This is a genomic window from Bradyrhizobium sp. WBOS07, from assembly GCF_024585165.1.
GTDB lineage: Bacteria > Pseudomonadota > Alphaproteobacteria > Rhizobiales > Xanthobacteraceae > Bradyrhizobium > Bradyrhizobium japonicum_B.
This window is the reverse complement of the sequence record NZ_CP029008.1, coordinates 6,175,452-6,199,955: the sequence shown is the minus strand read 5'-3', so window position 1 is coordinate 6,199,955 and position 24,504 is coordinate 6,175,452. Positions and strand designations below refer to the sequence as shown.

Below are 24,504 nucleotides of genomic sequence, written 5' to 3'. Positions count from 1 at the left end.
TCTGTCGTCCCGACATCGTCATCCGCCGAGCCCGAGCGTCCTGAGGCCTTCGTTGAGCTGGCGAAGCCGCTCGCCATCGCTGGCCACCGCCTGCCGGGCGTCGGCCGACGCCCCCATCGCCTTTTCCCGCTCGCCCATCACGAGATAGGCGCGCACCAGGCGCAGCCAGCTCTCGACGTCGTCGCCGTTCTGCTTCAACCGGGTGGCCAGACGTTCGACCATGCCCCGCACCATCGCGTTGCGATCGCCTTCGGCCATGTCCTTAGACGCGGCAATCGTCTCATCGGACAGCACCGGCATCGTGCCGCCGCCGCCGACCCGCGCCAGCGAGGTCTGCACCAGGGCGCGCCAGGGCGCATCGGCGGGCGCTTTCGCAAGCAGCCCGCGCCAGATATTGGCTGCATCGTCCTTGCGGCCGTCCTGCTCGGCGGCAAGGCCGAGGAAGTAATTGGCCTTGGGATCGTCCGCGTCCAGCGCGTGGGCCCGCTCGAATTCGGTCTTGGCCTCGGCGGTCACCACGCCGCCGGCGGCGGCCGCGATCGCTTCGCCCAGATCGGCGCGGCGCTCCGCGCTTTCGCCATTGTAGGTGAGCGAGTTGCGATAGGCGCGCACCGCATCGTCGAAACGGCCGAGCCGCTGCAGCACCGGCGCGAGCACGTTCCAGCCGCGGCCGTCGGTCGGATTCGTCTCCAGATGTTGCTGGACCTGTGCGACGAGATTCTCGAGCGACTGCGCCTTGCCCGGCACGCGCTCCCGTTGCGCCAGCGGAAAGTCCTGAAGCTTCGGCGAGCCGAGCGGCATGTAGACGCCGACCGCAACGAGCGGCAGTCCGGCGAGCGCCAGCACGGCCGCCGCGCGGCGCCATGTCACGTTCGAGGTCGCTGCCATCGCGGGCTCGCTGGCGGCCGCGGCAAGCAGCCTGCGGCTGATCTCGATGCGCGCGGCCTCGGCGTCGGGCGCCGGAATCGAGCCAGCGGCGAGATCACGCTCGATCTCGGCCAACTGGTCCTTGTAAACCGCGACCTCGCTACCTTGATCTTCCGCGCGGCCCGTGCGGCCAAGCGGCCACAGCACGGCGAAAATCGCCGCGACCGTCATCAGCGCGAACACGAACCATAGCGTCATCTGGCAGGCTTCCGGCAGCGCACGAACTGCGCCTATAGGTGCCTTTACACCACGGCCGGATGATGCGGCAATTGACAATTGTCAATTCGGCGCGACCGCACGCAGTCTCGAAACGATGCGAATCCAACGGCTTAGCCGATCTCGAAATCTGCGCTTTGCGCGGCCTGCTCGCCGTGGCCGTTGTAGGCCTTCAGGAAATACGTTCCCGGCGTGACGGCCTCCGGCAATCTGATGCGCAGCGCGCCAACGGGAACCGGCGACGCAACCCGCGTGATGGTCTCGGACCATTGCCGGCCGCTTGCCTTCTCGACCAGCACCACTTTGGCGCCGACCATCAGCCTTTGATACTTGGCAACGACGACACGGTTCTCAATTTCGATCGAGCTGATGACGGGTTTCATGCGCCACAAATAGATGTCCCCCGGAATTCTACGGGGAACCGTACGGCGCGCTACCGCCACCGTCAACCAGAAATTGTGATCACGAAAATATGCGCTTAATCAGCTCGCGAGCGACGATTTGCGCTCGCCGGTAGCGGCGTTTTGCGCGGCCCGGCTCATCAGCGAGGCGTAATCGTCGCCAAACAGCACCTGGCAGAAGCGAATTGCGGCGTCCACCTGCTGTTGCCGATAGGTGCGGACCTTGTGATCGGCGGCGCGCAACGACTGCACCAGCTGCTCGGTCGAGCGTTCGACATATTGCTGGAGATCGGAATAGGTGCGCAGCGTCACCTCGTTGATCGCAAGCTCGCTCGCATAATTGCGGCACGTCGCGACGAAATCGATCAGCGCCAAGGTCTCCTCCACCTCGGTACCGTCGATCCGCGCGCCCGGCGGAATGTCCTTCTCGGGCCGCTGGCGGAGGATGCGGCGGACCCGGCCGGGAACGCTGTCGATCTCGGATTGCAGCGCGTTGGAGATGTCGGCCCGGATCGAGATCAGCTGCTTGCCCCAGGCGGAATCGTTGCGCAGGTCGAGCTCGGTGCGCAGGCCGCGCACGCCGTCATGCAACGCTTTGAGATTACCGGCCACGTTGTCGAAATGGCCGCGCTTGATGTCCATGCGCAAGGTGGCCGCGACACAGGACAGGTCGTGCAGCGCGATCGTGATGGCAGCGCCGTAAGGCGTCGCCGCGACGCGGATCTCGTCGTCGGAGGCGGCGATCTTGATGGCGAGGCGAATGATCTGCCACGGCGCGGTCATCCGCTGCACCACGACCGACAGCGCGAAGGGCAGCATTTGTGGCGTCTGCAGCACCGGAATGTTGAGCGCCGACGTCACCGAGGCGATCTGGGAATCGCCGAATGCGCGCAAGGTCCGCGGCAGCTTCTCGTTCAGGCTGGCAATGGCCTCGCGGACCTGGAGCACCGCTCCGATCGAATAGAGGTCTTCGATCACATTGGGCGGACCGACCCGGGCCAGCGCCCGCGATTTGTCGCCGCCGCCGGGACCCGTCAACGCGAAAATGGCGTCCGCAGCCGCGGCCTGGAGCTTCAGTGCCAAGGCCTCGACCTGCCCCGCACTGTCGGCGGGCATGCGGGCCAGCGCGGCCTCGAATTCGTTGATCTTGGCCGGCGCGCCGTCGCGGCCGAGCCATTGCCAGATCGGCTGGAGCGAGGAGCGGCGAATCTGGCCGACCCGGATCGGGACGCCCGCTTCGACCAGGAACGGTTCCAGCACCTGGAACAGCAGCCGCGACAGATCGTCCGTGCGTGGCGGCGGGGCCTCATCGGCCTCGGTCTTGCGGACAATCTTGCGCAACTGCTCGAGCACGAGGGTCGCCACCGCCGTGTCCTGGCCGCGCTCGAGCGCGCGCTCGAACTCCCGCATCAGCAGCGCCTGCGCCTGCGGCGGGAGCTGCGCGAGATATTCCCTCAGCCGCTCGATCGATGTCTGGCTCATGCGCCCGGATAATGCACGGTAAAATCGCGGACATGGATGCGTCCGGGCGCGATCATAGGAGGGCCCACTTAAGAAGCCGTTTAGGAAGTCGGGCTGAATCCCCCTGGCGGGCGTCGGCCGGCCCTTGGCGAGGGCGAAAATCCACGCCGGAACAACGGATTATATTCCCGGAAGGATCAGCTCGGCGCGCAGGCCGCCGGTCGGCGCGCCGCCGAGCGAGAGGCTGCCGCCGTAAAGCGCGGCGAGGTCGGTCACGATCGACAGCCCCAATCCCGAGCCGGGCTTGGACTCGTCGAGCCGCTGGCCGCGCCGGGAGACCTGGGCGCGCTCGGCCTCCGACAGGCCGCGGCCGTCGTCATCGACGACGATCCGCAGCCGCGGGCCCGCTCCCGCCTGGGGCGGCGGATCCACCAGGACCTCGATGAAAACGCGCGAGACCGCCCATTTGCAGGCATTGTCGACGAGATTGCCGACCATCTCCTCCAGATCCTGGCGCTCGCCGCGAAATTTCGCCGACGGATCGGCCTTGGCCTCGACCAGTATGCCGCGATCGCGATGGATCTTCTCCATGGTCCGCCGCAGCGCCTCGATGGCGGGCGCGACCTCCGTCACGGTCGCGACCACGGAGACCCGCGCGGCGATGCGGGCGCGCTCCAGATGATGGGCGACCTGGTCGCGCATCACGTCCGCCTGCTCCATCACCTTGGCCGCGAAGGGATCGGCAATGTGGGCGCCGGCCTCGTTGACGATGACCGAGAGCGGCGTCTTGATCGCGTGGGCGAGATTGCCGACATGGGTGCGCGCGCGCTCGACGATCTCGCGATTGGCATCGATCAGCGCGTTGGTCTCGCGCGCCAATGGCGCGATCTCGACCGGAAATTCGCCCTCGAGCCGCTCCGCCCGCCCGGAGCGGATGTCGGCGATCGATTCCGAGATGCGCTTGAGCGGCGCCAGGCCGAAACGGACCTGGAACACGGTCGTCAGCAACAGCACGATGCCGAGCGCGGTGAAGGTGCCGCCGAGATAATAGTCGAAGCTGCGCGTCTCGTCGAAAATCTCGGTGTCGTCGCCGGCGACGCTGACCAGAAACTTGCCGTCGGCGCCGAGATCGACCGGGCGCTCGACCATGCGCAGGTTCTGTCCTTCGGGTCCGTCGACATAGGCCAGGCGAATGCCGGCCGCGGTGAGCTCGGCGCCCTGCTCCTCCAGCTTCGGGAGCTTCTTGTCCCAGAGCGAGCGCGAGGAGCGCACTTCCGGCTTTTCGGTGTCGGTCCGCGTGATCTGCCAGTACCAGCCCGACAGCGGCAGCTCGAACAGGGGCTCGCCCAGCGACTGGAACTGGCGGTCCGGCGGCTCGTCGGGGGTGGCGACCTCGGCGATCAGGGTGCGCAGATAGAGGTTGAGCCGGCGGTCGAAGGCGCGCTCGGTGGCGTCCTTGTAGACTGACGACAGCACCACCCCGGTGATGGCCAGGATCACCACGAGCCAGGCGGTCGCCGACAAGAACAGCCGGTTGGCAAGTGAGCTAGCGGCCATCGGAAATATCCCGGGAGGCGCAGGATGGCAGGGCGTCGGCGGTCATGACCGGACCAAGGCCCCTGTCGGGCGGCCCGTCAAGCCCCGGACCGCGTCAGGCGGCCGGCGGGGTCAGGAGATAGCCGAGGCCGCGGACGGTCTGGATGATGTCGACATCGAGCTTCTTGCGGATGCGGCCGACGAAGACCTCGATCGTGTTGGAGTCGCGGTCAAAGTCCTGGTCGTAGAGATGCTCGACCAGCTCGGTGCGCGAGACCACCCGCCCGGAATGGTGCATCAGGTAGGCCAGAAGCCGATATTCGTGCGAGGTCATCTTGACGGGATTGCCCGACACGCTGACCCGGCCGGTCCTGGTATCGAGCGTGACGGGACCGCAGCTGAGCTCGCTCTGGGCATGGCCGGTGGAGCGGCGCAGCAGCGCGCGGATGCGTGCCAGCACTTCCTCCAGGTGAAACGGTTTGGCGACGTAGTCGTCGGCGCCGGCGTCGAACCCCTGCACCTTGTCGCTCCAGCGGTCGCGTGCGGTGAGGATCAGGACCGGCATGGTGCGGCCGTTGCGGCGCCAGGCCTCCAGCACCGAGATGCCGTCCTTCTTCGGCAGGCCGATGTCGAGCACGACGGCATCATACGGCTCGTTGTCGCCGAGATAGTGCCCCTCTTCCCCGTCGAAGGCCCGATCGACGACATAGCCGGCGTCGGTCAGCGCCTTGGTGAGCTGGCGATTGAGATCAGGGTCGTCCTCAACAACGAGCAGGCGCACGCTTCTCTCCAGCAATAGACCGCGACAACACGGCGACAGATGAGCAATTCCGGCGTGAACTGAATATGAACGCGGGGAACCTGCCGCCTTACTTTTTGGTCATATAGGATGTCGATAGCCGACGCGACTGCGCCCGCCCTGCGGCCGGACGGACCGGCAGCAGGGCGGGCGCAATGTGCCGCGTACCCGCGGCAGGTCTGAAGAGTCCGCCTTCCTCTCGGCCGTCAGGTCCGGAAGAACACGAACCAGACGACGGCCAGGATCAGGATCGCAAGGCCGGTCGAAATGGCGAGCAGCGCCGCCACCGAAGGTCCGGGCTCGCCCTGGCGCGCCTCGGTCGGAGTTTCCACGATCTGACGCTGCTCTCGCGTGGTTGCCATGATGCCCTCAATCTGGATGTCGCTTCGATTAGCCGCGACCTCCTCGCAGCTGATGTCAGGGCCAACGCGTGATGGGATACGATGTTCCGGCTGTTACGCCCGGATCGGGCAGCGACAGCAGGGCGCAGCGGCCGGTTAACGCAGTTGGAAGATTCAGCAACCGACCTTGCTTTGATTCGTTGTTCCCCGATGGTATCCTCATAAGTCTGTCCCTGTTGCGTTTGGAGTAGCCCATGGCCCCCCGCGCCAATTGGAAGGGTTTTCTGCGTCTGTCGCTCGTGACCTGCCCGGTTGCGCTCTACCCGGCCACTTCGGATACCGAGAAGGTGTCCTTCAACCAGATCAACCGCAAGACCGGCCACCGGATCAAGTACCTCAAGGTCGACGCCGAGACCGGCGACGAGGTGACTTCCGAGGACATCGTCAAGGGCTACAAGGTCGACACCGACACTTACATCGAGGTCACCAAGGACGAGCTCGACGAGATCGCGCTCGATTCCACGCACACGATCGAGATCGACGAGTTCGTGCCGAAGACCGACATCGACAACCGCTATCTGATCCGCCCCTATTATCTGGTGCCGGACGGCAAGGTCGGCCACGACGCCTATGCCGTGATCCGCGAGACCATCCGCAGCATGGGCAAGGTCGCCATCGGACGCGTGGTGCTGACCAACCGCGAGCACATCATCGCGCTCGAGCCGCTCGAGAGCGGGCTGATGGGCACCCTGCTGCGCTACCCCTACGAGGTGCGCAGCGAGACGGAATATTTCGACGACATCCAGGACGTGAAGCTCACCAAGGACATGCTCGACCTCGCCCGGCACATCGTCGAGAAGAAGTCCGGCGCGTTCGAGCCGGAGCTGTTCGAGGATCATTACGAAACCGCGCTGATCGATCTCATCAACAAGAAGCGCAGCGGCATGCCGATCGCAGCCAAGGCGGCGCCGAAGACCGGCGGCAACGTCATCAACCTGATGGACGCGCTGAAGAAGAGCATCGCGAACGAGAAGGACACAGCGCCCGCAGCCAAGGTTGCCAAGGAAGCCAAGGCCAAGAAGCCGAAGAAGCGCGTCGAGGGCCAGCGCGAGATGCTGCTGCCGATCTCCGGCAAGGGCGGCAAGGACGCTGCGGCAAAGGCGAAGGAGGCCCCGAAGAAGGCCGCCGACAAGCCGGTCCGCGCGCCGGCGCGGGCGAAGAAGGCGGGCTGACAGCGCCGCATCCTGCAATCACGCCGTGATGTCACCCCCCGCGGATCGGGCCGCCTGACATGCCCTGGTCGACGGCGTTCGACGATCCCGTGCGCGTGAGCAGCAAGCGCGCACTGCGCACCCTCCAGGACGCGGCGGACTACATCATGCAGTTGCCCGAGGACGCCCAGCGCGAGGCGGACTGGCAGACCGCCGTCGAGACCCTGATCAACGCGGCCGAGACGGGCGGCGGCTGGGTGATGTTCGCCCGTATCGCCATGTTGCGGGCCCTGAACGCGCCCGGCCGGCGCCGATGAGCACGCTGGCCCGGCAAACAGCCTCAACAATCCGTTAAGCGGCACCCTCCTCCCCGATGCGACCGCGAGGGCCTCGCGATTTGAATCCATTTGGACGCACCGGCGGAACCTTAATTTAATGACTGCCGTCGTATCAGCGGAGGCGCGATCGCGCGGGCTAATTTTTTGGCGCACCAAGCTTATTCGATCTATTGACGCATTCGATGACGACGCGACCATACGTTGGATCGGATGAACAGGAGTTGGGCAATGCGTTTGCTTAGGTCTTTCCTTGCCGATGAGAATGGTGCGACCGCCATCGAGTACGGCCTCATCGCCGCGGGGATCGCGCTGGCGATCGTGACCGCCGTGAACAACACGGGCGGCGCCCTCCTCAACAGCAAGTTCAACGCGGTCAGCACGGCGATCAAGTAACGCCCGCCGCGCCGGCCATGATCTGCGTCAACAGCATCAGGGCCGCCACGTCTAAGCATGAGGGCCGAGTTTCCTCGCTGCCGGCCTGTCCATGCATCCAGAGCTTTCGCACGCCCAACTGAAGATCCGCCGGGTCCGGCTCGATACCGGCCGCGAGAACGTCGTCGTCGTCTCCAGGCAGTCGAAGGCGCTGCGCGCCGAGATCTTCCGCGGCTTCAGCCGCGTCGAGCTGCGCCAGGGCGACAAGGTCATGCTGGCGACCCTGCTGATCACGGACGACGATACGCTGGCGGCACCGGACGAGATCGGACTGTCCGAGCCGGCGTTCCGGCGCTTCGCGCAAGGCGTGGGCACGCAGGTCACGGTCAGGCCCGCTGCGCCTCCGGAGAGCCTGGAGGCGGTGCGCGCCAAGATCCGCGGCCGAACCTTGAGCCAGGCCGAGATCGGCGCGATCATCAACGACCTCGCCCATTATCGCTACTCGGACATGGAGATCGCCGCCTTCCTGATCGGCTCGGCGAGCTTCATCACCAGCGACGAGCTGCTCGCCCTCACCGGTGCGATGGCCCAGGCCGGCACGCAATTGGTGTGGCCGACCCCTGTCGTCGTCGACAAGCATTGCATCGGCGGCATCCCCGGCAACCGCACCTCGATGGTCGTGGTGCCCATCGTCGCCGCCCACGGCCTGCCGATCCCCAAGACGTCCTCGCGCGCCATCACCTCGCCTGCCGGCACCGCCGACACGATGGAGGTGCTGGCGCGGGTGAATGTCGGCGTCGAGGAGATGAAGGCGATCGTCTCGGCCTGCAACGGCTGCCTGATCTGGGGCGGGCACGTGAACCTGTCGCCGGCCGATGACGTCCTGATCTCGGTCGAGCGTCCGCTCAGCCTCGATACCCGCGAGCAGATGGTCGCCTCGATCATCTCCAAGAAGATCGCGGCCGGCTCGACCCATCTGTTGATCGACATTCCGGTCGGTCCGACCGCGAAGGTCACCAGCGGCGTCGAGGCGATGCGGCTGCGCAAGCTGTTCGAATTCGTCGGCGACCGCTTCGGCCGCTCCGTCGAGGTGATCGTGACCGACGGAAGCCAGCCGATCGGCAACGGCATCGGGCCGGTGCTCGAGGCCAATGACGTCATGGCGGTGCTCGGCAACGAGCCCGATGCGCCGCGCGATCTGCGCGAGAAATCGCTGCGGCTCGCCGCGCATCTGCTGGAATACGATCCGAAGCTGCGCGGCGGCGCCGGCTATGCGCGGGCGCGCGAATTGCTCGACAGCGGCGCGGCGCTGAAGCAGATGCAGAAGATCATCGACGCCCAGGGCCCGTCGACCTGCAGCAACGAGCTGGGATCGCTCAGCTTCGACGTCGAGGCGTCCCATGACGGCACCGTGTCCGCGATCGACTGCCTGCGTCTGAACCGCCTCGCCCGCACCGCCGGCGCGCCGCTCGACAAGGGCGCCGGCATCCGCCTGTTCAAGAAGATCGGCGATCGTGTCGAGCAGGGCGAGCCGCTCTATCGCGTCTACACGTTCGACCGCCCCGAGCATGATCTGGCTGCCGACGCCGCCGCCGAGGAGACCGGCTACGTCGTCAACGGTCACGAGGCCCCGCAGCGCAAGTCAGCCTCGTGAGCACGATCGCGCTCCAGACATTGCCCGGCGGCCGCGATGCGGCGAAGCGCCTTTCGGCCCGGCTCCGGCTGTCCTGCGCCGAGATCGCCGTGCATCGGTTTCCCGACGGCGAGCTGCGCGTCACCGTCGCGCCCGCCGCCGACACCACCTTGCTCTATGCCCCGCTCGATCAACCCAATGACAAGCTGATCGCCCTGCTATTCGCCGCGGAAGCGTTGCGGCGCGACGGCGCGAAGCGGCTGGTGCTGGTCGCGCCCTATCTCTGCTATATGCGGCAGGACGCTGCCTTTCATGCCGGCGAAGCCATCAGCCAGCATGCGATGGGCGGCCTGCTCGCAAGGACCGTCGACCGCATCGTCACCGTCGATGCGCATTTGCATCGCACCGCCGACATCAGATCGGTGTTTCCAGGTATCGACGCGGAGAACCTGTCCGCCATGCCGGCGATCGCGAACGCGCTGGCGACGGGCGGCATCGACCCCACGACCGTCGTAATCGGGCCCGACATGGAGTCCGAGCCCTGGGTCAGCGACATCGCGCGCCGGCTGCGATTGCAGCACACGGTGGCGCGAAAGACGCGGCACGGCGATCGATCCGTTTCCATTGGCTTTGCCGATCCCGGCCTGCTGTCGGGACGGCCCGCGCTGCTGGTGGACGACATCGTCTCTTCCGGCACGACGCTGATCGCCGCGGCCAGGGCCTTGGCGGCGATGGGCGCGACCGCGGTCGATGCGGTCGTGACGCACGCGCTGTTTCCGCCGGCGATCATCCCTGCATTCACTGAAGCCGGCATCCGGTCGATCCGCTCGACCGACAGCGTGCCGCATCCGACCAATGCGATTGCGCTCGACGAGAGTCTTGCGGCCGCCTTGCGGTCCGAACTACCGACGACACAGCTTCCGGAGACGATTCCATGAGCATTACCGTTCGATTCTGCGGTGCCGCCCGCACCGTGACCGGGTCGAGCTATCTGTTCCAGACCGCAAGCGGCCGCTTCCTGGTCGATTGCGGCCTGTTCCAGGGCCAGAAGACGCTGAAGGAGCTCAATTACGGCGCCTTTCCGTTTCGTCCCGCCGACATCGATGCCGTGCTGCTTACGCATGCCCATATCGACCACAGCGGCCTGTTGCCGAAGCTGGTGCGTGGGGGATTCGAGGGACCGATCCTGGCAACGCGCGGCACGATCGACCTCTGCTCCTACATGCTGCCCGACGCCGGCAGCATCCAGGAATCGGAAGTCACGCAGCTCAACCGGCGCAACGCCTCGCGCGGTCGCAAGGAGGTTCACCCGATCTATACGCAGGCCGATGCGATCGCATCGCTGCAATCGTTTCGCGCGGTCGACTATGAACGCTGGACCGACGTGATCCCGGGCGTCCGCGCGCGCTACTGGAACGCCGGCCATCTGCTCGGCTCGGCCTCGATCGAGCTGGAGATCGCCGAGCACGGCGCGCCGCGTCCGATGCGCGTGCTGCTCTCCGGCGACGTCGGGCCGGAGGCAAAGCTGCTGCAGCCCGATCCCGAAGCGCCAACCGATTTCGACTACGTCATCTCGGAAGCGACTTATGGCGACCGGATACGCGAGGCCACCACGCCTGCGCTGCGCCGCAAGCATCTCGCCGCCGAAGTGCGCGATGCGGCGGCCGCCGGCGGCGCGCTGCTGCTGCCCGCCTTCGCGGTCGAGCGCACCCAGGAGCTGATCGTCGATCTCGTCGACCTGATGGAGCACGGCGAGATTCCGACCGCACCGATCTTCCTCGATTCTCCGCTCGCGATCCGCGCCACCGAAGTGTTTCGCCGCCATGCCGAGAGCCTCGACCCGTCGGTCGACGCCACGCGCCTGCTCAACTCGCCGCATCTCAAGTTCACCGAGACCCCGGACGAGAGCAAGGCGATCATGCGCCTGTCCGGTTTCCACATCATCATCGCCGCCAGCGGCATGTGCGATGCCGGCCGCATCCGCCATCATCTGAAGCGCTGGCTGTGGAACGAGCGCTCCACCGTGCTGCTCGCCGGCTTCCAGGCCAACGGCACGCTCGGCCGCTTCCTTCAGAACGGCGCCAAGGCGGTCCGCATCCAGGGCGACGAGATCAAGGTCGCGGCCCGCATCCGCATGATCGACGAATATTCGGGCCATGCCGACGGCGCCGGCATGGCCAGCTGGATCGCGGCGCGCCGCCCCATCGCCCGCGGGCTGTTCCTGGTCCACGGCGAGGAAAGTGCGGTCGCGGGTCTCGCCGAGCGCGTCGCCGGGCGCATCATTCCCGCGGCGAAGGTCTACCAGCCGATGCTGGACGACATCTACGAGCTCGCCGCGCCGGAGCCGCGCGTGCTCGACGTCGGCCGCCGCCGGCGGCTCGCGCCGGAGGCCGTGACCCGTCTCGACTGGCACAACGAGATGTCCGAGCTCGTGCTCGACATCAGCGACAGGATCGGAGCCGCTGCCGACGACCGCGCCCGCGGCGTCATCATCCGAAGGCTGCGCCGCGCGCTGGAGGAGAAGGCGTAGCGGACGCCGGTCGCGACCGCGTCTCTCGTGTCCCGGACGCGCTGCAACGTCCTTCACGTTGCGGCGCAGAGCCGGGACCCATCTTTCCGATGATCGCGCTCTGCGACATGGGCCCCGGCTCTGCAGCGCACCGCACCGGACGATGCTTCGCATCGCCGGGGACGCTGCGCTGCGTCCGGGGCACGCGACCGATTTATGGCGATGGACATGACTGCTCATCCTCGCGGCGCGTTTCGCCCGAGCTTTGCTGTCCGCTTCCGCCCTTATCGAAAGCGAGGGCGCAGGGAAGGCCGGGCGCCGGCTGGCACCCGAAGTCCCGCGTGTGCTTCAAAAAAGCGCACGGGGTGGACGACAGGTGATGCCGGAACATCCGGCCTTCCCTGCGCGATGGTTTTCACGGTGTCCTTCGTGCTCTCCCCGGGGAGCGTTGCACTATTGCCCCCGTCGCCTTGCGGATGATCGATGCACGTGCCGGTTGGCCGCCACATCTCCGCCAAGACTTGACGCCAGAACCCCGGGCGTCAGGACCACACGACTTCTCCGTCCGCGCACATCCCCGTCCGCGTTCCCGACAGCTGGCGTGCGCTCACTGCCGAGACCGAACAAGGACGCTGTCAGTGCCGTGTCGTATCGCCCCTGTCGTTGCTCACGGTTTCCCGCCCTGCAAGCCCATCGCGCGCCGACGCCGTCGCGGCCACCGCATCCCGGCCCGCGTCTCGTGACGATCGCGAAACGCCCCTTGTGGCGGGCGGGATGTCCAGGCTTGTACGGCAAAAGCGAATTTCTGTAAATACGAATATTTTTGCTGACGGCTCTCGACCCAGCCCTGGGGTGTTTTGCCCGTCGGGCAGCACAATGGATTGTTGGTGGAGTCGTCGGCTGGCCGCATGGCTGACATCCGATCGCTGCGACCGCAGGAGCTTGTTCAGTTCGCCATTTCCTGATCCTCTCTCCCCCAACCAGCCGGGTCAACCGGCCTTGCCAGGGAGAGAGACGCCATGAAGCTCGGCACCGCCATTGCGGAAATCATGCGGCGCGAGGGGATCGAGATCCTCTGCGGCTATCCGGTCAACCATCTGATCGAGCATGCGGCGAAGGCCGAGATCCGCCCCGTGATGGTGCGGCAGGAACGCGTCGGCATCCACATGGCCGATGCGATCTCGCGCGTCACCTCGGGGCGCTCGATCGGCGCGTTCTGCATGCAGCATGGGCCCGGCGCGGAGAATGCGATGGGCGGCGTCGCGCAATGCTTCGGCGAATCCGTGCCCGTGCTGGTGCTGCCGATGGGCTATCAGCGCCGGCTGGCGCATATCGAGCCGAACTTCAATTCCAGCGAGGCCATGAAGCCGTTCGCGAAGTCGTCCGAGCCGATCATCCTGGCGGCTGAGGTCGCCAACATCTTCCGCCGCGCCTTCACCAAGTTGAAGAACGGCCGCGGCGGGCCCGTCATCGTCGAGATCCCCGCGGACATGTGGAACGAGGAGGTGCCGGAGCCGCTCGACTACACGCCGGTGCTGCGCACGCGCTACGGCGCCGATCCCGTGCACGTCAAGGAGGCCGCCAGCCTGCTCGTCAATGCCAAGCGGCCGGTGATCTATGCCGGCCAGGGCGTGCATTACGCGCAGGCCTGGCCGCAGCTGAAGCGGCTCGCCGAGCGGCTGGCGATTCCCGTCACCACCAGCTTGGGAGGCAAATCCTCGTTCCCGGAAACGCATCCGCTCTCGCTCGGCTCCGGCGGCCTCGCAGTGCCGCGCGCGGTGCCGAAATTCCTCGGCGAAGCCGACGTCATCTTCGGCATCGGCTGCTCGTTCACCGAAACGAATTTCGGCATCGCGATGCCGAAGGGCAAGACCATCATCCATTCCACGCTCGATCCTAACCACCTCAACAAGGATGTGGAAGCGAAGATCGGCCTGGTCGGTGATGCCGGTCTGGTGCTCGACGCGCTGCTGGAGGAGATCGGCAGGACAGTCACCACGGATCGCGACGCGTCGGCGGTCGCGGCCGAGATCACGGCCTCGCATCAGGAATGGCTGGCGAAATGGATGCCGAAGCTCACCAGCAACGACTCCCCGCTCAGCCCCTATCGCGTGCTGTGGGATTTGCAGCACACCGTCGATATCGACAACACCATCATCACGCACGATGCCGGCAGCCCGCGCGACCAGCTCTCGCCGTTCTGGAAGTCGACGAAGCCCCTCACCTATCTCGGCTGGGGCAAGACGACGCAGCTCGGCTACGGCCTGGGGCTCGCGATGGGCGCCAAGCTCGCAAAGCCCGACAAGCTCTGCATCAATGTCTGGGGCGATGCGGCCATCGGCTTCACCGGCATGGATTTCGAGTCCGCGGTGCGCGAGCGCATCCCGATCATGTCGATCCTGCTCAACAATTTCTCGATGGCGATCGAGCTGAAAGTGATGCCGATCTCGACCGAGAAATATCGCTCGACCGACATTTCCGGCGACTACGCCGCGATGGCGCGCGCCTTCGGCGGCTATGGCGAGCGGGTGACAAGGCCGGAGGACATCATCCCCGCGATCAAGCGCGGCATCCAGAAGACGCAGGAAGGCGTGCCGGTGCTGCTGGAGTTCATCACAACGAAGGAGACCGAGGTGTCGCGGCCGGGCACGTGAGCCGGGCGTCCACGATGGCGTCCAACTGCTTGCGCCGCCCACCTCTCCCCAGCGGGGAGAGGTGAACCCCGACGCTGGCTCCCGCCGCGAAAGATGTGATAATCCGGCCTTGTGCCGCGCCTGTCGCGGCATCAAGCCGGATCAGGAATGGCCAACTCTCCGAACGATATCGCCGCTGGGCTCGCCGCCGAGAACGCGCGGCTGCGCAGCGAGCTGGCGATTGCGCGCGATCGCCAGAGCGCCAGCGCCGAGATCCTGCGCAATATCGCGGCCTCGCCCTCCGACGCCCGTCCGGTCTTCGCCGCGATTGCGTCGAGCTCCAGGCGCCTGCTGGGCGGCTTCTCCGCCACCGTGCTCCAGTTCGTCGGCGACGAGCTGCACCTGGTGGCCTACACGCCGACCAGCCCGGAGGCGGACGAAGGGCTGAAGGCCTCGTTCCCGCGCAAGATCGCGGAGTTTCCGACCTTCGCGCTGGTGCGCGACGGCAAGACGATCCAGTTTCCCGACAGCGAGGCCGACGACGTTCCGGAGCTGAACCGCGAGCTGGCGCGGCTGCGCGGCTTCCGCAGCGTGCTGTTCATGCCGCTGATGAACCGGGGCACGCCGGTCGGCATGATCAGCGTCACGCGCGCTGAGCCGGGCGCGTTCGCACCCGACCTCGTGCAACTACTCCAGACCTTCGCCGACCAGGCCGTGATCGCGATCGAGAATGCGCGCCTGTTCAACGAGACCAAGGCCGCGCTGGAGCGCCAGACCGCGACAGCCGACATCCTGAAGGTGATGGCCGCCTCGCCGTCCGACGTGCAGCCGGTGTTCGACGCCATCGCCGCCAACGCCAACCGTCTGATCGGCGGCTTCTCGACGGCGGTGCTGCGCTGTGTCGATGGCGCCGCGCATCTTGCCGCGTTCACCCCGACCGATCCGGCCGGCGATCGCGTCCTCCAGGCCTCGTTCCCGGTGCCGTTCGCGCGGTTTCCGCCTTACGGGCTCATCGCCAATGGCACGGCGGCGCAACTGACCGACACCGAGCTCGAGCCGGCCGCGCGCGACATCGCGCGTGCCCGCGGCTATCGCAGCATGCTGTTCGCGCCCTTGATGAGCGAGGGCGAGGCGATCGGCATCATCATCGCGACGCGCCGTGCGACGGGTACCTTCGCCGAGCATCACGTGCGCCTGCTGCAGACCTTCGCCGATCAGGCCGTGATCGCGATCAAGAATGTCAGCCTGTTCAACGAAGTCGCGCGCCGCACCGAAGAGCTCGCCAGGTCGCTCGAGGATCTGCGCGCCGCGCAGGACCGGCTGGTGCAGACCGAGAAGCTGGCATCGCTCGGCCAGCTCACCGCCGGCATCGCGCACGAGATCAAGAACCCGCTCAACTTCGTCAACAATTTTGCCTCGCTCTCGGCCGAATTGACCGACGAGCTGAACGAGGTGCTGGCGCCGGTCGCCCTCGCAACCGACGTTCGCGCCGATGTCGACGAGCTCACGGGACTTCTGAAGGACAATCTCGGCCGGATCGTGCAGCACGGACGGCGCGCCGATTCCATCGTCAAGAACATGCTGCTGCATTCGCGCGAGGGCGGCGGCGAGCAGCGCCTGAGCGACATCAACGCGGTGGTCGAGGAAAGCCTCAACCTCGCCTATCACGGCGCGCGGGCCGAGCAGCCGCAATTCGACGTGACGCTCGAACGCGACCTCGATCCGGCGGCCGGCTCGGCCGAATTGTTCCCGCAGGAGATCACGCGGGTGCTGCTGAACCTGATCGGAAACGGATTCCATGCGGTCGCCAGGCGCAAGGCGGAGAGCGACGCGGCCGGTTACGAGCCGGTCGTGACCGCCGCGACCCGCGACCGCGGCGATCAGGTCGAGATCCGCATTCGCGACAACGGCACCGGCATCCCGGACGAGGTGAAGGAGAAGATGTTCGACCCGTTCTTCACCACCAAGCCGGCCGGCGAAGGCACAGGCCTCGGGCTGTCGATGAGCCACGACATCGTGGTGAAGCAGCATGGCGGCACGATCGAGGTCGCGACCAAGCCCGGCGCGTTCACCGAATTCACGATTCTGTTGCCGCGGAAGAGCAGCTTCCCGGATGCTGCGGGCTGAGCCCTATTCCGCCATCTCGACGGGTTGCTTCGCCGAAGGCCCGGCCAGCGGCCGCTCCTCCATCGCAATCAGGCAGAGTGCAGCAGCAGTCATCAGCGCGGTGGCGGCGCCGAACACGTAGCGGAAGGCGTGCCGCATGTCGTCGGCGGGAATGGCGACGCTGCCTGCGGCATGATGCTCGCCGGCGAGCGGAACGTCGATGCCGAGCGCGATCAGCAGGATCGCCGCGAAGGCGGCGACCGTGAAGGACGACATCAGCGAGCGGAAGAAGTTCAAGGCGCCGGTGATGGTGCCGACCTGCGCCCGCGCGACCGAATTCTGCACCGAGACCACGCAAACCGGAAAGGTGGTGCCGAGACCGAGCGCAAACGCCGCCATCAGCGTCAGCAGGCCCCATAGCGGCAGCGTCGTCAGCGTGAGGCCGAGGCCACACAGCGCGGCCCAGGAGGTGCCGACGATGGCGACGCGCTTGTAGTGCTTGGCCCGCGCCATGGTGCGGCCGGCAACGGCCGCGCCAACGGTCGAGACGGCCGCGAGCGGAATGAGCGCAAGGCCCGCCTCGCTGGCGCTGAGGTGGTAGACGGATTCGTAGTAGAGCGGGAGCTGAACCGTGAGGCCCGTGATGGCGCCGAGCGCGCAACCGCCGGCCATCAGCCCGAACGGCACGACGCTTCCGCCGAGCAACGGCAGCGGCAGGAACGGCTCATCGGCGCGGCGCGCGTGCCACACGAAGCTGACCGCGAGCGCGACGGCGCCGCCCACCATCGCCAGCACGGTCGGCGACAGCCAGGCATAGCGCGTGCCGCCCCAGGTCAGCACCAGCATGAAGACGACGGCCGAGGCCATCAGCAGCACGCCGCCGAGCCAGTCGACCTTGCGCTTGCGGTGGAACACCGGGATCTTCTTCATGTTCGGCAGCAACAGCGCGAGCGCCGCAACCGTGAGCGGCAGGTTGATCCAGAAAATCATCGACCAATGCAGGTGCTCGGCGAACACGCCGCCGATGACCGGGCCCAAAATGCCGCCGACCATCCAGACGCTGGAGAAATAGGCCTGGTACTGGCCGCGCTCGCGCGGGGACACGACGTCCGAGATCACGGTCTGAACGACGGGCATGATGCCGCCGCCGCCCAGGCCCTGCAGACCGCGCGCCAGGATCAGCATCGGCATGTTCGGCGCGATCGCGCACAGCACCGAGCCCGCCACGAACAGGCTGAGCGAGATGATGATCATGGCGCGGCGGCCGTAGATGTCGCTGAGCGTGCCGAACACCGGCGCGACCGCGGTCGAGGCGAGCAGATAGGCAGTGATGACCCAGGAGAGATTGGAGACGTCGTTGAACTGGCGCCCGATGGTCGGCAGCGCGGTCGCCACGATGGTCTGATCGAGCGCCGCCAGGAACATCGTCAGCATCAGGCTGATGACGATGGTGCGGACCTCGTCCTGCGACAGCGGCGCCGGCGGCGTGATGGACGGGGCGTCGTCGACGCTGATGACCTCGCTCGGCAGCCGGGACAGCTCCTCGGCGATGTCGTCGGGCAAAGTCTGGGTGTCGGCAGAATTGCCCTGCCGGTCGAACTTGTTCATTTCGCTCGGACGTCGTGTGGCGGCGCAACGCCGCGAAGGATTCGTTCTATGAAGCCCAATCTAGACAGCAAAGTTCTTCCCGGGCAGGCACCGCCGCGCATGGGTGCATCCCATCGCAGGGCCATCCCGAAGACGTGATCTGCGGCGCGAGGCGGCTCAGTCCTTTGGACGTCGCTTCAAGCGGGCCCGCCTCGGCAGCAGCGCCGGCCATTGCACGATGTGGTCCTCGAGCTCCTGGTCCGGGATCTCCTCCTCGCTGCCTTCGACCCGGCCACGAACGGAGACGCCGGCTTCATGCACGGTGTTGGGATCGCCTGATACCAGCGGATGCCACCAATAGAGGTCGCGCCCCTCGGCGACGAGCTTGTAGCCGCAGCTCGGCGGCAGCCAGTTCAGGGTGCGGACATTGGCTGGCGTCAGGCGGACACAATCCGGAACCTTGTCGGACCGATTCGGATAGTCTTTGCAGGCGCAGCTCGCACCATCGAGCAGCTTGCAGCCGACATGGGTGAAGTAGATCTGCCCGGTATCCTCGTCCTCGAGCTTGTTCAGGCAGCAGCGACCGCAGCCGTCGCACAGGCTTTCCCATTCGCCCGCCGACATCTCTTCCAACGTCTTGGTTTTCCAGAAGAATCCTTCTTGGCCTGAAGGTCGTTTGGGAGCTGCGGTCATGCGCCTCAACAAAGGTTCGAAAGAGTGACGGCCACGCCATCTAGGGCGTGCGGCCGCGATGGTGCAAGCAAGGCGCCTTCGAAGCCCGTAATGAACCGGGGTCAATTAGGCCTGTTGTTCAAAATCGCGAGCGTGACCATTGGTTTATGGGTCCCGCTCGGCTAGAAGGAACAGCAAGTCCCTCGGATGCTGGCCGGGCGCCTTGGGTTTGCCGCAACATTCCCCCAAGACGTCTCGACGCCGCCCCGGCGGGTGCTTGAACGCTTTTGAAGCGAGCCTCAAGGGTTCCAGGTGCGCCAGATCATACCATCGCATTGGAAGCAGAGGATCCGGAATTTCTTCCTGGATCTCGATGCGCGCATCGACTCCTCGCTGTTCTCCTCGGCCAAGGGCATCCGCGAGCTCTACGAGCGCTACTCGACCTTCATGGACCGGTTCTATGTCGGGCGCTGGAAGCGCTGGGTGTTCATCGAGCCGCTGTCGGAGGCGGCGACGCTGGGCCTCGGCGGCCTGGTCGTGATGCTCACCCTCGCCATCCCCGCCTTCCGCGAGACCGCCGACGAGGACTGGCTGAAGAAGTCCGATCTCGCGGTGAGCTTCCTCGACCGCTACGGCAATCCGATCGGCAGCCGCGGCATCAAGCACAACGATTCGATCCCGCTGGAAGATTTTCCGGACGTGTTGATCAAGGCGACGCTGGCGACCGAAGACCGCCGCTTCTACGAGCATTTCGGCATCGACATCGCCGGCACCGCGCGCGCGCTCGTCACCAACGCGCAGGCCGGCGGCGTCCGCCAGGGCGGCTCCTCGATCACCCAGCAACTTGCCAAGAACCTGTTCCTGAGCAACGAGCGTACCATCGAGCGCAAGGTCAACGAGGCGTTCCTCGCCATCTGGCTGGAATGGCGCCTGACCAAGAACGAGATCCTCAAGCTGTATCTGGACCGCGCCTATATGGGCGGCGGCACCTTCGGCGTCGACGGCGCGGCGCATTTCTACTTCAACAAGTCGGCACGCGACGTGACCTTGGCGGAAGCCGCGATGCTCGCCGGCCTGTTCAAGGCCCCGACCAAATACGCCCCCCACATCAACCTGCCCGCCGCCCGCGCCCGCGCCAACGTCGTGCTCGACAACCTCGTCGACGCCGGCTTCATGACCGAGGGCCAGGTGTTCGGCGCCCGCCGCAATCCGGCCTTCGCCGTCGACCGCCGCGACGAGGCATCGCCGAACTATTATCTCGACTACGCTTTCGAGGAGATGCGCAAGCTGGTCGACACCTTCCCGAAGTCCTACACCGAGCGCGTCTTCGTGGTCCGCACCGCGATCGACACCAACGTGCAGAAGGCGGCGGAAGACGCGGTCGAGAACCAGCTGCGCCAGTTCGGCCGCGACTATCACGCGACGCAGGCCGCGACCGTCGTCGCCGATCTCGACGGCGGCATCCGCGCCATGGTGGGCGGCCGCGACTACGGCGCCAGCCAGTTCAACCGCGCCACCGACGCCTATCGCCAGCCCGGCTCCTCGTTCAAGCCCTACGTCTACACCACCGCGCTGCTGAACGGTTACACGCCGAACTCGATCGTGGTCGACGGTCCCGTCTGCATCGGCAATTGGTGCCCGCAGAATTATGGCCATTCCTATTCCGGCTCGGTGACGCTGACGCAGGCGATCACGCGCTCGATCAACGTCGTGCCGGTGAAGCTGTCGATCGAGATCGGCCGGAAGAACGAGCCCAAGACCCAGAACCCCGCCAAGGTCGGCCGCGCCAAGATCGTCGAGGTCGCGCGCCGCTTCGGCCTCAAGGCGCCGCTGCCCGACACGCCGTCGCTGCCGATCGGCTCGGACGAAGTCACCGTGCTCGAGCACGCCGTGGCCTACGCCACGTTCCCGAACCGCGGCAAGGCGGTGACGCCGCATGCGGTGCTGGAGGTGCGCACCGGCGCCGGCGACCTCGTCTGGCGCTGGGACCGCGACGGGCCGAAGCCGCGGCAGGCAATCCCGGCTTCCGTCGCCGCCGACATGGCCGGCATGATGAGCCACGTCGTCAGCGAGGGCACCGCGCGCCGCGCCGCGCTCGACGGCATCCCGACCGCGGGCAAGACCGGCACGACCAACGCCTATCGCGACGCCTGGTTCGTCGGCTACACCGGCAACTTCACCTGCGCGGTCTGGTACGGCAACGACGATTACTCGCCGACCAACCGCATGACCGGCGGCTCGCTGCCGGCGCAGACCTGGCACGACATCATGCTGGCAGCGCATCAGGGCGTCGAGGTCCGGGAGATCCCCGGCATCGGCATGGGCCAGAAGCTGCCGCCGCAGCATGTCAGCAACGCGCAGGCCAACGCGGCGCCGAAGATCCTGGAGACCAAGCCGGGTCCGCCGCCGGTGCTGACCAAGCGCGGCGCCGACATCCTGGTGCGGGTCGAGAAGCTGCTGGACGACGCGGCCAGGACGGCCAGGAAATCGGCGGATGCCGACAGCAAACCATCCCCGGCGACGAGCGCGCTCGCGTTCCCGCAGAACTATGCGGAAGAGAAGGCCAACGCCTCGGCCCCGCGCAAGAACTGATCGAAACAAGTGCGGCTGATCCTGATCACATTGACGGCCCTTCTGCTCGCGACGGTGGTCGGCGTCGGCGCGACCTGGATGACGACGACGCGCGGCACCGACATCGGCGCGCTGACCATCGGCGCCTGGACCGCGCGGCCGCGCACCGGCACCGCCGACGTCGATCCCTATTCGCGCGCCACCATCGTCCGCAGCGGCGAGCTGCCGATCGGCACCGGCGACGGCGTCGCCTTCACCGCCACCACCGACGACAAGAAGAAGCCGCTCGACGGCCGCTGCGACGTGATCGTCTCCGGCGTGACGCCGCCGGCGCGGTTCTGGACGCTGACGCTGTACGACCGCAAGGGCCATCTCGTCGCCAACTCGCTGCAGCGCTACGGCTTCACCAGCCAGGAGATCGTGCGGTCCTCCGACGGCTCGTTCGAGATCCGCATCGCCTCGCGCTCGCGCGCCGGCAACTGGCTGCCGACCGGCGGCATCGAGCGCTACGCCCTGATGCTGCGCCTCTACGACACCCCGGTCGGCGTCGCCACGCGCACCCAGCGCGATGCGCCGATGCCCAGCATCAGCACGGCGGGCTGCTCATGATCCGCCTGCTGTTCACCATCGTTGCCGGCATCGTGCTGGGCCTCGTGGTCCACCTCGTCAGCGTGCTGGCGCTGCCGCGGATCGCGACGCAGGACGCCTATTCGCGGCTGACGCCGATGACGAAGGTGAACGGCGTCACCCAGCTTCCCCTCGCCGATCCCTCGACGTCGCCGATGCCGTTCATGGACCCGGCGTTCGCGCTGGCGATCTGCCGCTACGACCTCTCGGGCGGACCGATCAAGCTCACGGTGCCGGTGAGCCAGGCCTACACCTCGGTGTCGTTCTACACCCGCAACGAGATCGCCTATTACGCCATCAACGACCGCTCGGCGGGCCGCAAGGTGATCGAGCTCGACTTGATGACCGAGGCGCAGCACAGCGAGCTGCCCGAGGACGAGGAGGTCACCGCGGCCGACCGCCTCATCATCGATTCCCCGACCACCACCGGCCTGATCCTGATGAAGGCGCTCGCCGCCGAGCCCGGCCTGATGCCGCAGGCGCAGGCAACGCTGCAGGCCGCGACCTGCGCGCCGCAGACCGAGCCGCCGGCCAAGGCCGACACCAAGCGCGGCCGGCGCTGAGGGCGGCCGGTCCGGCACCCTCAAGAGGCCTCCATACTTCAGCGCTCCGTGATGATGATGGCTTCCTCCGGACAATTCGCCCGGGCGACATAGGCCTTGTCGATCAGTTCGGAAGCGGTGCAGACCGCCACGCTTTCCCGCGCATGCCCGAACTCGTCGAGCTGGAACAGCTCCGGCGCCAGGGCGCTGCAGCGGGCGTGACCCTGGCATTTCCCTGAATCGACCCGGACCGTGATCTCGATGGTCATGGCTTGATCTCCGTGGATGTCAGCAGGGATAGGGGCTGACATAGGCCGCAGCGAAACGGCGCTCGACTTGGTTCTTGATGTTGCCGAGTCCAATCCGCGCTTCTTCATCCATGCGATCGAGCTGGTCCTGGCTCGGCGCGGATGGCCGGTCGGGATTGGTGAGCTCCCGCGTATAGCGGGTCCATCCCTTTTCCTGGGCAAACGTGTAGCGGATCAGGATCGGACCGATGAAATCGGTATCGGCCCTGCACGTCCAGGCGCGCGGCCTCTCGCTCTCGATGACACTCCAATGCAGCTCGATCGTCCCCCGCCGGATCTGCCATTCCTCCCGGAAGGACTGGCCGAGCGCCAAAGGCTGATCGGGTCCTTCGATCTTGTGCGAGGCCGCCAGCCATTCGGGCCAGGAATGCGGATTGCAGACATAGTCGAAGACCGCTTCCGGCGGCGCGCCGATGAGAATGTCGTGCTTTCGAACGAAGAACATCCGGCCTCCAATCAATCAGTGCAATGAACGTCGATCAACGCGACCCAAGAACGAGCGGGAGCAACCGGGGGCCGCGCACAGCCCCTTCCGACCAGGTCATGGGTCGCGTCCGGTCCAGCGCGAACTCGGGAATTCGCTTCAGCCATTCCTCGAGCGCGATCCGCATTTCCATTCGCGCCAGGTTCGATCCGATGCAGCGGTGAATGCCGAGGCCGAAGGCCACGTGCGGGTTTTGCGTCCGGTCGATCCTGACCGAATCGGCATCCGCGAACTTCTCGGGGTCGCGATTGGCCGCGGGAAAGGACAGCATGACCATCTCGCCCTTCCGCATCGGACAGCCTCCGAGCTCGGTGTTGTCGACGACCTCGCGCGCCATCGTCACCGGTGCATAGGCCCGCAGGAATTCCTCGATGGCCGTGCCGATCAATTCGGGCCGTCGCACCAGCCGTTCGCGATCCTCCGCGTGGGTCGCGAGATGCCACAGAGATGACCCGATGGCACTCCAAGTCGTATCGATGCCGGCGATCAGGAGCAGGCGCAACGCGCCGAGGATCTGACGATCCGAGAACGGTCCATTGTCCGGATTGCGCGCATTGATCAGAAAACTGACGAGATCGTCGCCCGCCCGCTCGCGCCGTCGTGCAATCTGCCCGGCGAAATAATCCGAGATCTCCTGCTCGGCCCGTTTCAGCGCGGACTGGTTGGTCACTCCTTCCTGCAAGGCCATCGCAATCCAGGAACGGAATTGATCACCGTCTTCCGCCGGTATCCCCAGCATATGAGCGATGATCCGAACCGGGATGTGCTGCGCATAATCGACAGCGCCATCGCAGGAAGATTGCGAGATGATACGGTCGATCAGTTCGTTGCAGACACGTCGCGTCTGGGGTTCGAGCTTGGCCACGGCCTGCGGCGTGAACGGCGGGATCAGCACCATGCGCATCGGGCGGTGCTCGGGAGGGTCCGACGTGATCGGCGGCGAGTTGACGCGGTATTCACCCTCCCGAACCACGACACGGCGGGAAGAGAAGCGGTCGGGATCATAGGCGACGTCGCGGATGTCGGCGTATCGCGTCGGGAAGTAGACCCCGTTGTAGCGGTCGGTATGCGCAATTGGACACCGATCGCGCAAATTCTGCCAGATCGGATATGGATTGCCGATCCAGGCTGGATCGAGATGGTCCCAGTCAGACGCCCAGTCGGTCACGGGAGATCGCGCCATGCCTTGTCCGCCTCTGCCTTCCCTACATTTGGCCATAGCGTCGGCCT

At 66.4% G+C, this 24,504-nt stretch carries 21 protein-coding genes and 1 pseudogene; 11 read left to right on the top strand and 11 right to left on the bottom strand.

Going from position 1 to position 24,504, the window contains the following annotated elements; translation table 11 throughout:
• Positions 1–18: 18 nt before the first annotated feature.
• The 6 genes from ccmI to DCM79_RS29375 form a co-directional block, all read right to left on the bottom strand.
• Positions 19–1,125, bottom strand: coding sequence for a c-type cytochrome biogenesis protein CcmI (gene ccmI, locus DCM79_RS29400; protein WP_257177550.1), 1,107 nt, complete (start codon positions 1,123–1,125; stop codon positions 19–21).
• A gap of 131 nt (positions 1,126–1,256) precedes the next feature.
• On the bottom strand, positions 1,257–1,526 hold the full coding sequence (locus DCM79_RS29395; RefSeq protein ID WP_257177549.1) for a hypothetical protein: 270 nt from the start codon (positions 1,524–1,526) through the stop codon (positions 1,257–1,259).
• Positions 1,527–1,625: 99 nt separating this feature from the next.
• Positions 1,626–3,026 (bottom strand): hypothetical protein, encoded by a 1,401-nt coding sequence (locus DCM79_RS29390; RefSeq protein ID WP_257177548.1) that lies wholly within the window; start codon positions 3,024–3,026, stop codon positions 1,626–1,628.
• A gap of 159 nt (positions 3,027–3,185) precedes the next feature.
• On the bottom strand, positions 3,186–4,562 hold the full coding sequence (locus tag DCM79_RS29385) for a sensor histidine kinase (RefSeq protein WP_028135428.1): 1,377 nt from the start codon (positions 4,560–4,562) through the stop codon (positions 3,186–3,188).
• A 94-nt stretch (positions 4,563–4,656) separates the two neighbouring features.
• Entirely contained in the window at positions 4,657–5,322 is a 666-nt protein-coding gene (locus DCM79_RS29380) for a response regulator transcription factor (protein ID WP_018315821.1), read from the bottom strand.
• A gap of 224 nt (positions 5,323–5,546) precedes the next feature.
• Positions 5,547–5,702, bottom strand: coding sequence for a hypothetical protein (locus tag DCM79_RS29375; protein ID WP_187435894.1), 156 nt, complete (start codon positions 5,700–5,702; stop codon positions 5,547–5,549).
• Positions 5,703–5,935: 233 nt separating this feature from the next.
• Here DCM79_RS29375 and DCM79_RS29370 point away from each other — a divergent pair, with 233 nt between their 5' ends.
• The 8 genes and pseudogenes from DCM79_RS29370 to DCM79_RS29335 all read left to right on the top strand — a co-directional run bounded on the left by DCM79_RS29370 (position 5,936) and on the right by DCM79_RS29335 (position 16,504).
• On the top strand, positions 5,936–6,913 hold the full coding sequence (locus tag DCM79_RS29370) for a Ku protein (protein ID WP_257177547.1): 978 nt from the start codon (positions 5,936–5,938) through the stop codon (positions 6,911–6,913).
• 59 nt (positions 6,914–6,972) lie between these two features.
• Positions 6,973–7,209, top strand: a complete 237-nt coding sequence (locus DCM79_RS29365) for a hypothetical protein (RefSeq protein ID WP_257177546.1) — start codon at positions 6,973–6,975, stop codon at positions 7,207–7,209.
• 249 nt (positions 7,210–7,458) lie between these two features.
• The gene (locus DCM79_RS29360; RefSeq protein ID WP_126256157.1) at positions 7,459–7,623 is read left to right on the top strand and encodes a Flp family type IVb pilin; all 165 of its coding nucleotides are present in this window, start codon (positions 7,459–7,461) and stop codon (positions 7,621–7,623) included.
• 91 nt (positions 7,624–7,714) lie between these two features.
• Positions 7,715–9,256 carry a thymidine phosphorylase family protein gene (locus tag DCM79_RS29355; RefSeq protein ID WP_257177545.1) on the top strand — a complete coding sequence of 514 codons (1,542 nt, stop codon included), beginning with the start codon at positions 7,715–7,717 and terminating at the stop codon, positions 9,254–9,256.
• A complete protein-coding gene (locus DCM79_RS29350; RefSeq protein WP_257177544.1) occupies positions 9,253–10,173 on the top strand; it encodes a ribose-phosphate diphosphokinase in 921 nt (306 codons plus the stop codon). The genes DCM79_RS29355 and DCM79_RS29350 overlap by 4 nt, the downstream gene beginning before the upstream one ends.
• Positions 10,170–11,765, top strand: coding sequence for an MBL fold metallo-hydrolase (locus DCM79_RS29345; RefSeq protein WP_257177543.1), 1,596 nt, complete (start codon positions 10,170–10,172; stop codon positions 11,763–11,765). The genes DCM79_RS29350 and DCM79_RS29345 overlap by 4 nt, the downstream gene beginning before the upstream one ends.
• A gap of 989 nt (positions 11,766–12,754) precedes the next feature.
• A pseudogene (locus DCM79_RS29340) lies at positions 12,755–14,398 on the top strand (thiamine pyrophosphate-requiring protein); the annotation flags it as partial.
• A gap of 147 nt (positions 14,399–14,545) precedes the next feature.
• Positions 14,546–16,504 (top strand): GAF domain-containing protein, encoded by a 1,959-nt coding sequence (locus DCM79_RS29335; protein ID WP_257177542.1) that lies wholly within the window; start codon positions 14,546–14,548, stop codon positions 16,502–16,504.
• A gap of 3 nt (positions 16,505–16,507) precedes the next feature.
• Here the strand turns inward: DCM79_RS29335 and DCM79_RS29330 are convergent, their stop codons facing one another.
• Together DCM79_RS29330 and DCM79_RS29325 are read right to left on the bottom strand one after the other, a co-directional pair.
• The gene (locus tag DCM79_RS29330; protein ID WP_257177541.1) at positions 16,508–18,091 is read right to left on the bottom strand and encodes an MDR family MFS transporter; all 1,584 of its coding nucleotides are present in this window, start codon (positions 18,089–18,091) and stop codon (positions 16,508–16,510) included.
• Between the two features lie 156 nt (positions 18,092–18,247).
• Complete coding sequence (locus tag DCM79_RS29325) at positions 18,248–18,763, bottom strand: YcgN family cysteine cluster protein (protein WP_257177540.1); 516 nt, start codon at positions 18,761–18,763, stop codon at positions 18,248–18,250.
• A 291-nt stretch (positions 18,764–19,054) separates the two neighbouring features.
• On the opposite strand from DCM79_RS29325, the gene DCM79_RS29320 reads away from it, so the two are divergent.
• The 3 genes from DCM79_RS29320 to DCM79_RS29310 are packed head-to-tail and all read left to right on the top strand — an operon-like array spanning position 19,055 to position 22,503.
• Positions 19,055–21,334 (top strand): transglycosylase domain-containing protein, encoded by a 2,280-nt coding sequence (locus DCM79_RS29320; RefSeq protein WP_257177539.1) that lies wholly within the window; start codon positions 19,055–19,057, stop codon positions 21,332–21,334.
• Between the two features lie 9 nt (positions 21,335–21,343).
• Positions 21,344–21,922 carry a DUF1214 domain-containing protein gene (locus tag DCM79_RS29315; protein WP_028135416.1) on the top strand — a complete coding sequence of 193 codons (579 nt, stop codon included), beginning with the start codon at positions 21,344–21,346 and terminating at the stop codon, positions 21,920–21,922.
• Positions 21,919–22,503, top strand: a complete 585-nt coding sequence (locus DCM79_RS29310) for a DUF1254 domain-containing protein (RefSeq protein ID WP_257177538.1) — start codon at positions 21,919–21,921, stop codon at positions 22,501–22,503. Before DCM79_RS29315 ends, DCM79_RS29310 begins: the two co-directional genes overlap by 4 nt.
• A gap of 38 nt (positions 22,504–22,541) precedes the next feature.
• On the opposite strand, the gene DCM79_RS29305 is transcribed toward DCM79_RS29310, so the two are convergent.
• Genes DCM79_RS29305 through DCM79_RS29295 form a run of 3 tightly spaced genes read right to left on the bottom strand, consistent with a single transcriptional unit; the run spans position 22,542 to position 24,457 of the window.
• Positions 22,542–22,751: a ferredoxin gene (locus DCM79_RS29305; RefSeq protein WP_257177537.1), complete on the bottom strand. Its 210-nt coding sequence runs from the start codon at positions 22,749–22,751 to the stop codon at positions 22,542–22,544.
• A gap of 19 nt (positions 22,752–22,770) precedes the next feature.
• Complete coding sequence (locus DCM79_RS29300; RefSeq protein WP_257177536.1) at positions 22,771–23,235, bottom strand: SRPBCC family protein; 465 nt, start codon at positions 23,233–23,235, stop codon at positions 22,771–22,773.
• 34 nt (positions 23,236–23,269) lie between these two features.
• A complete protein-coding gene (locus tag DCM79_RS29295; RefSeq protein WP_257177535.1) occupies positions 23,270–24,457 on the bottom strand; it encodes a cytochrome P450 in 1,188 nt (395 codons plus the stop codon).
• Positions 24,458–24,504: the final 47 nt, after the last annotated feature.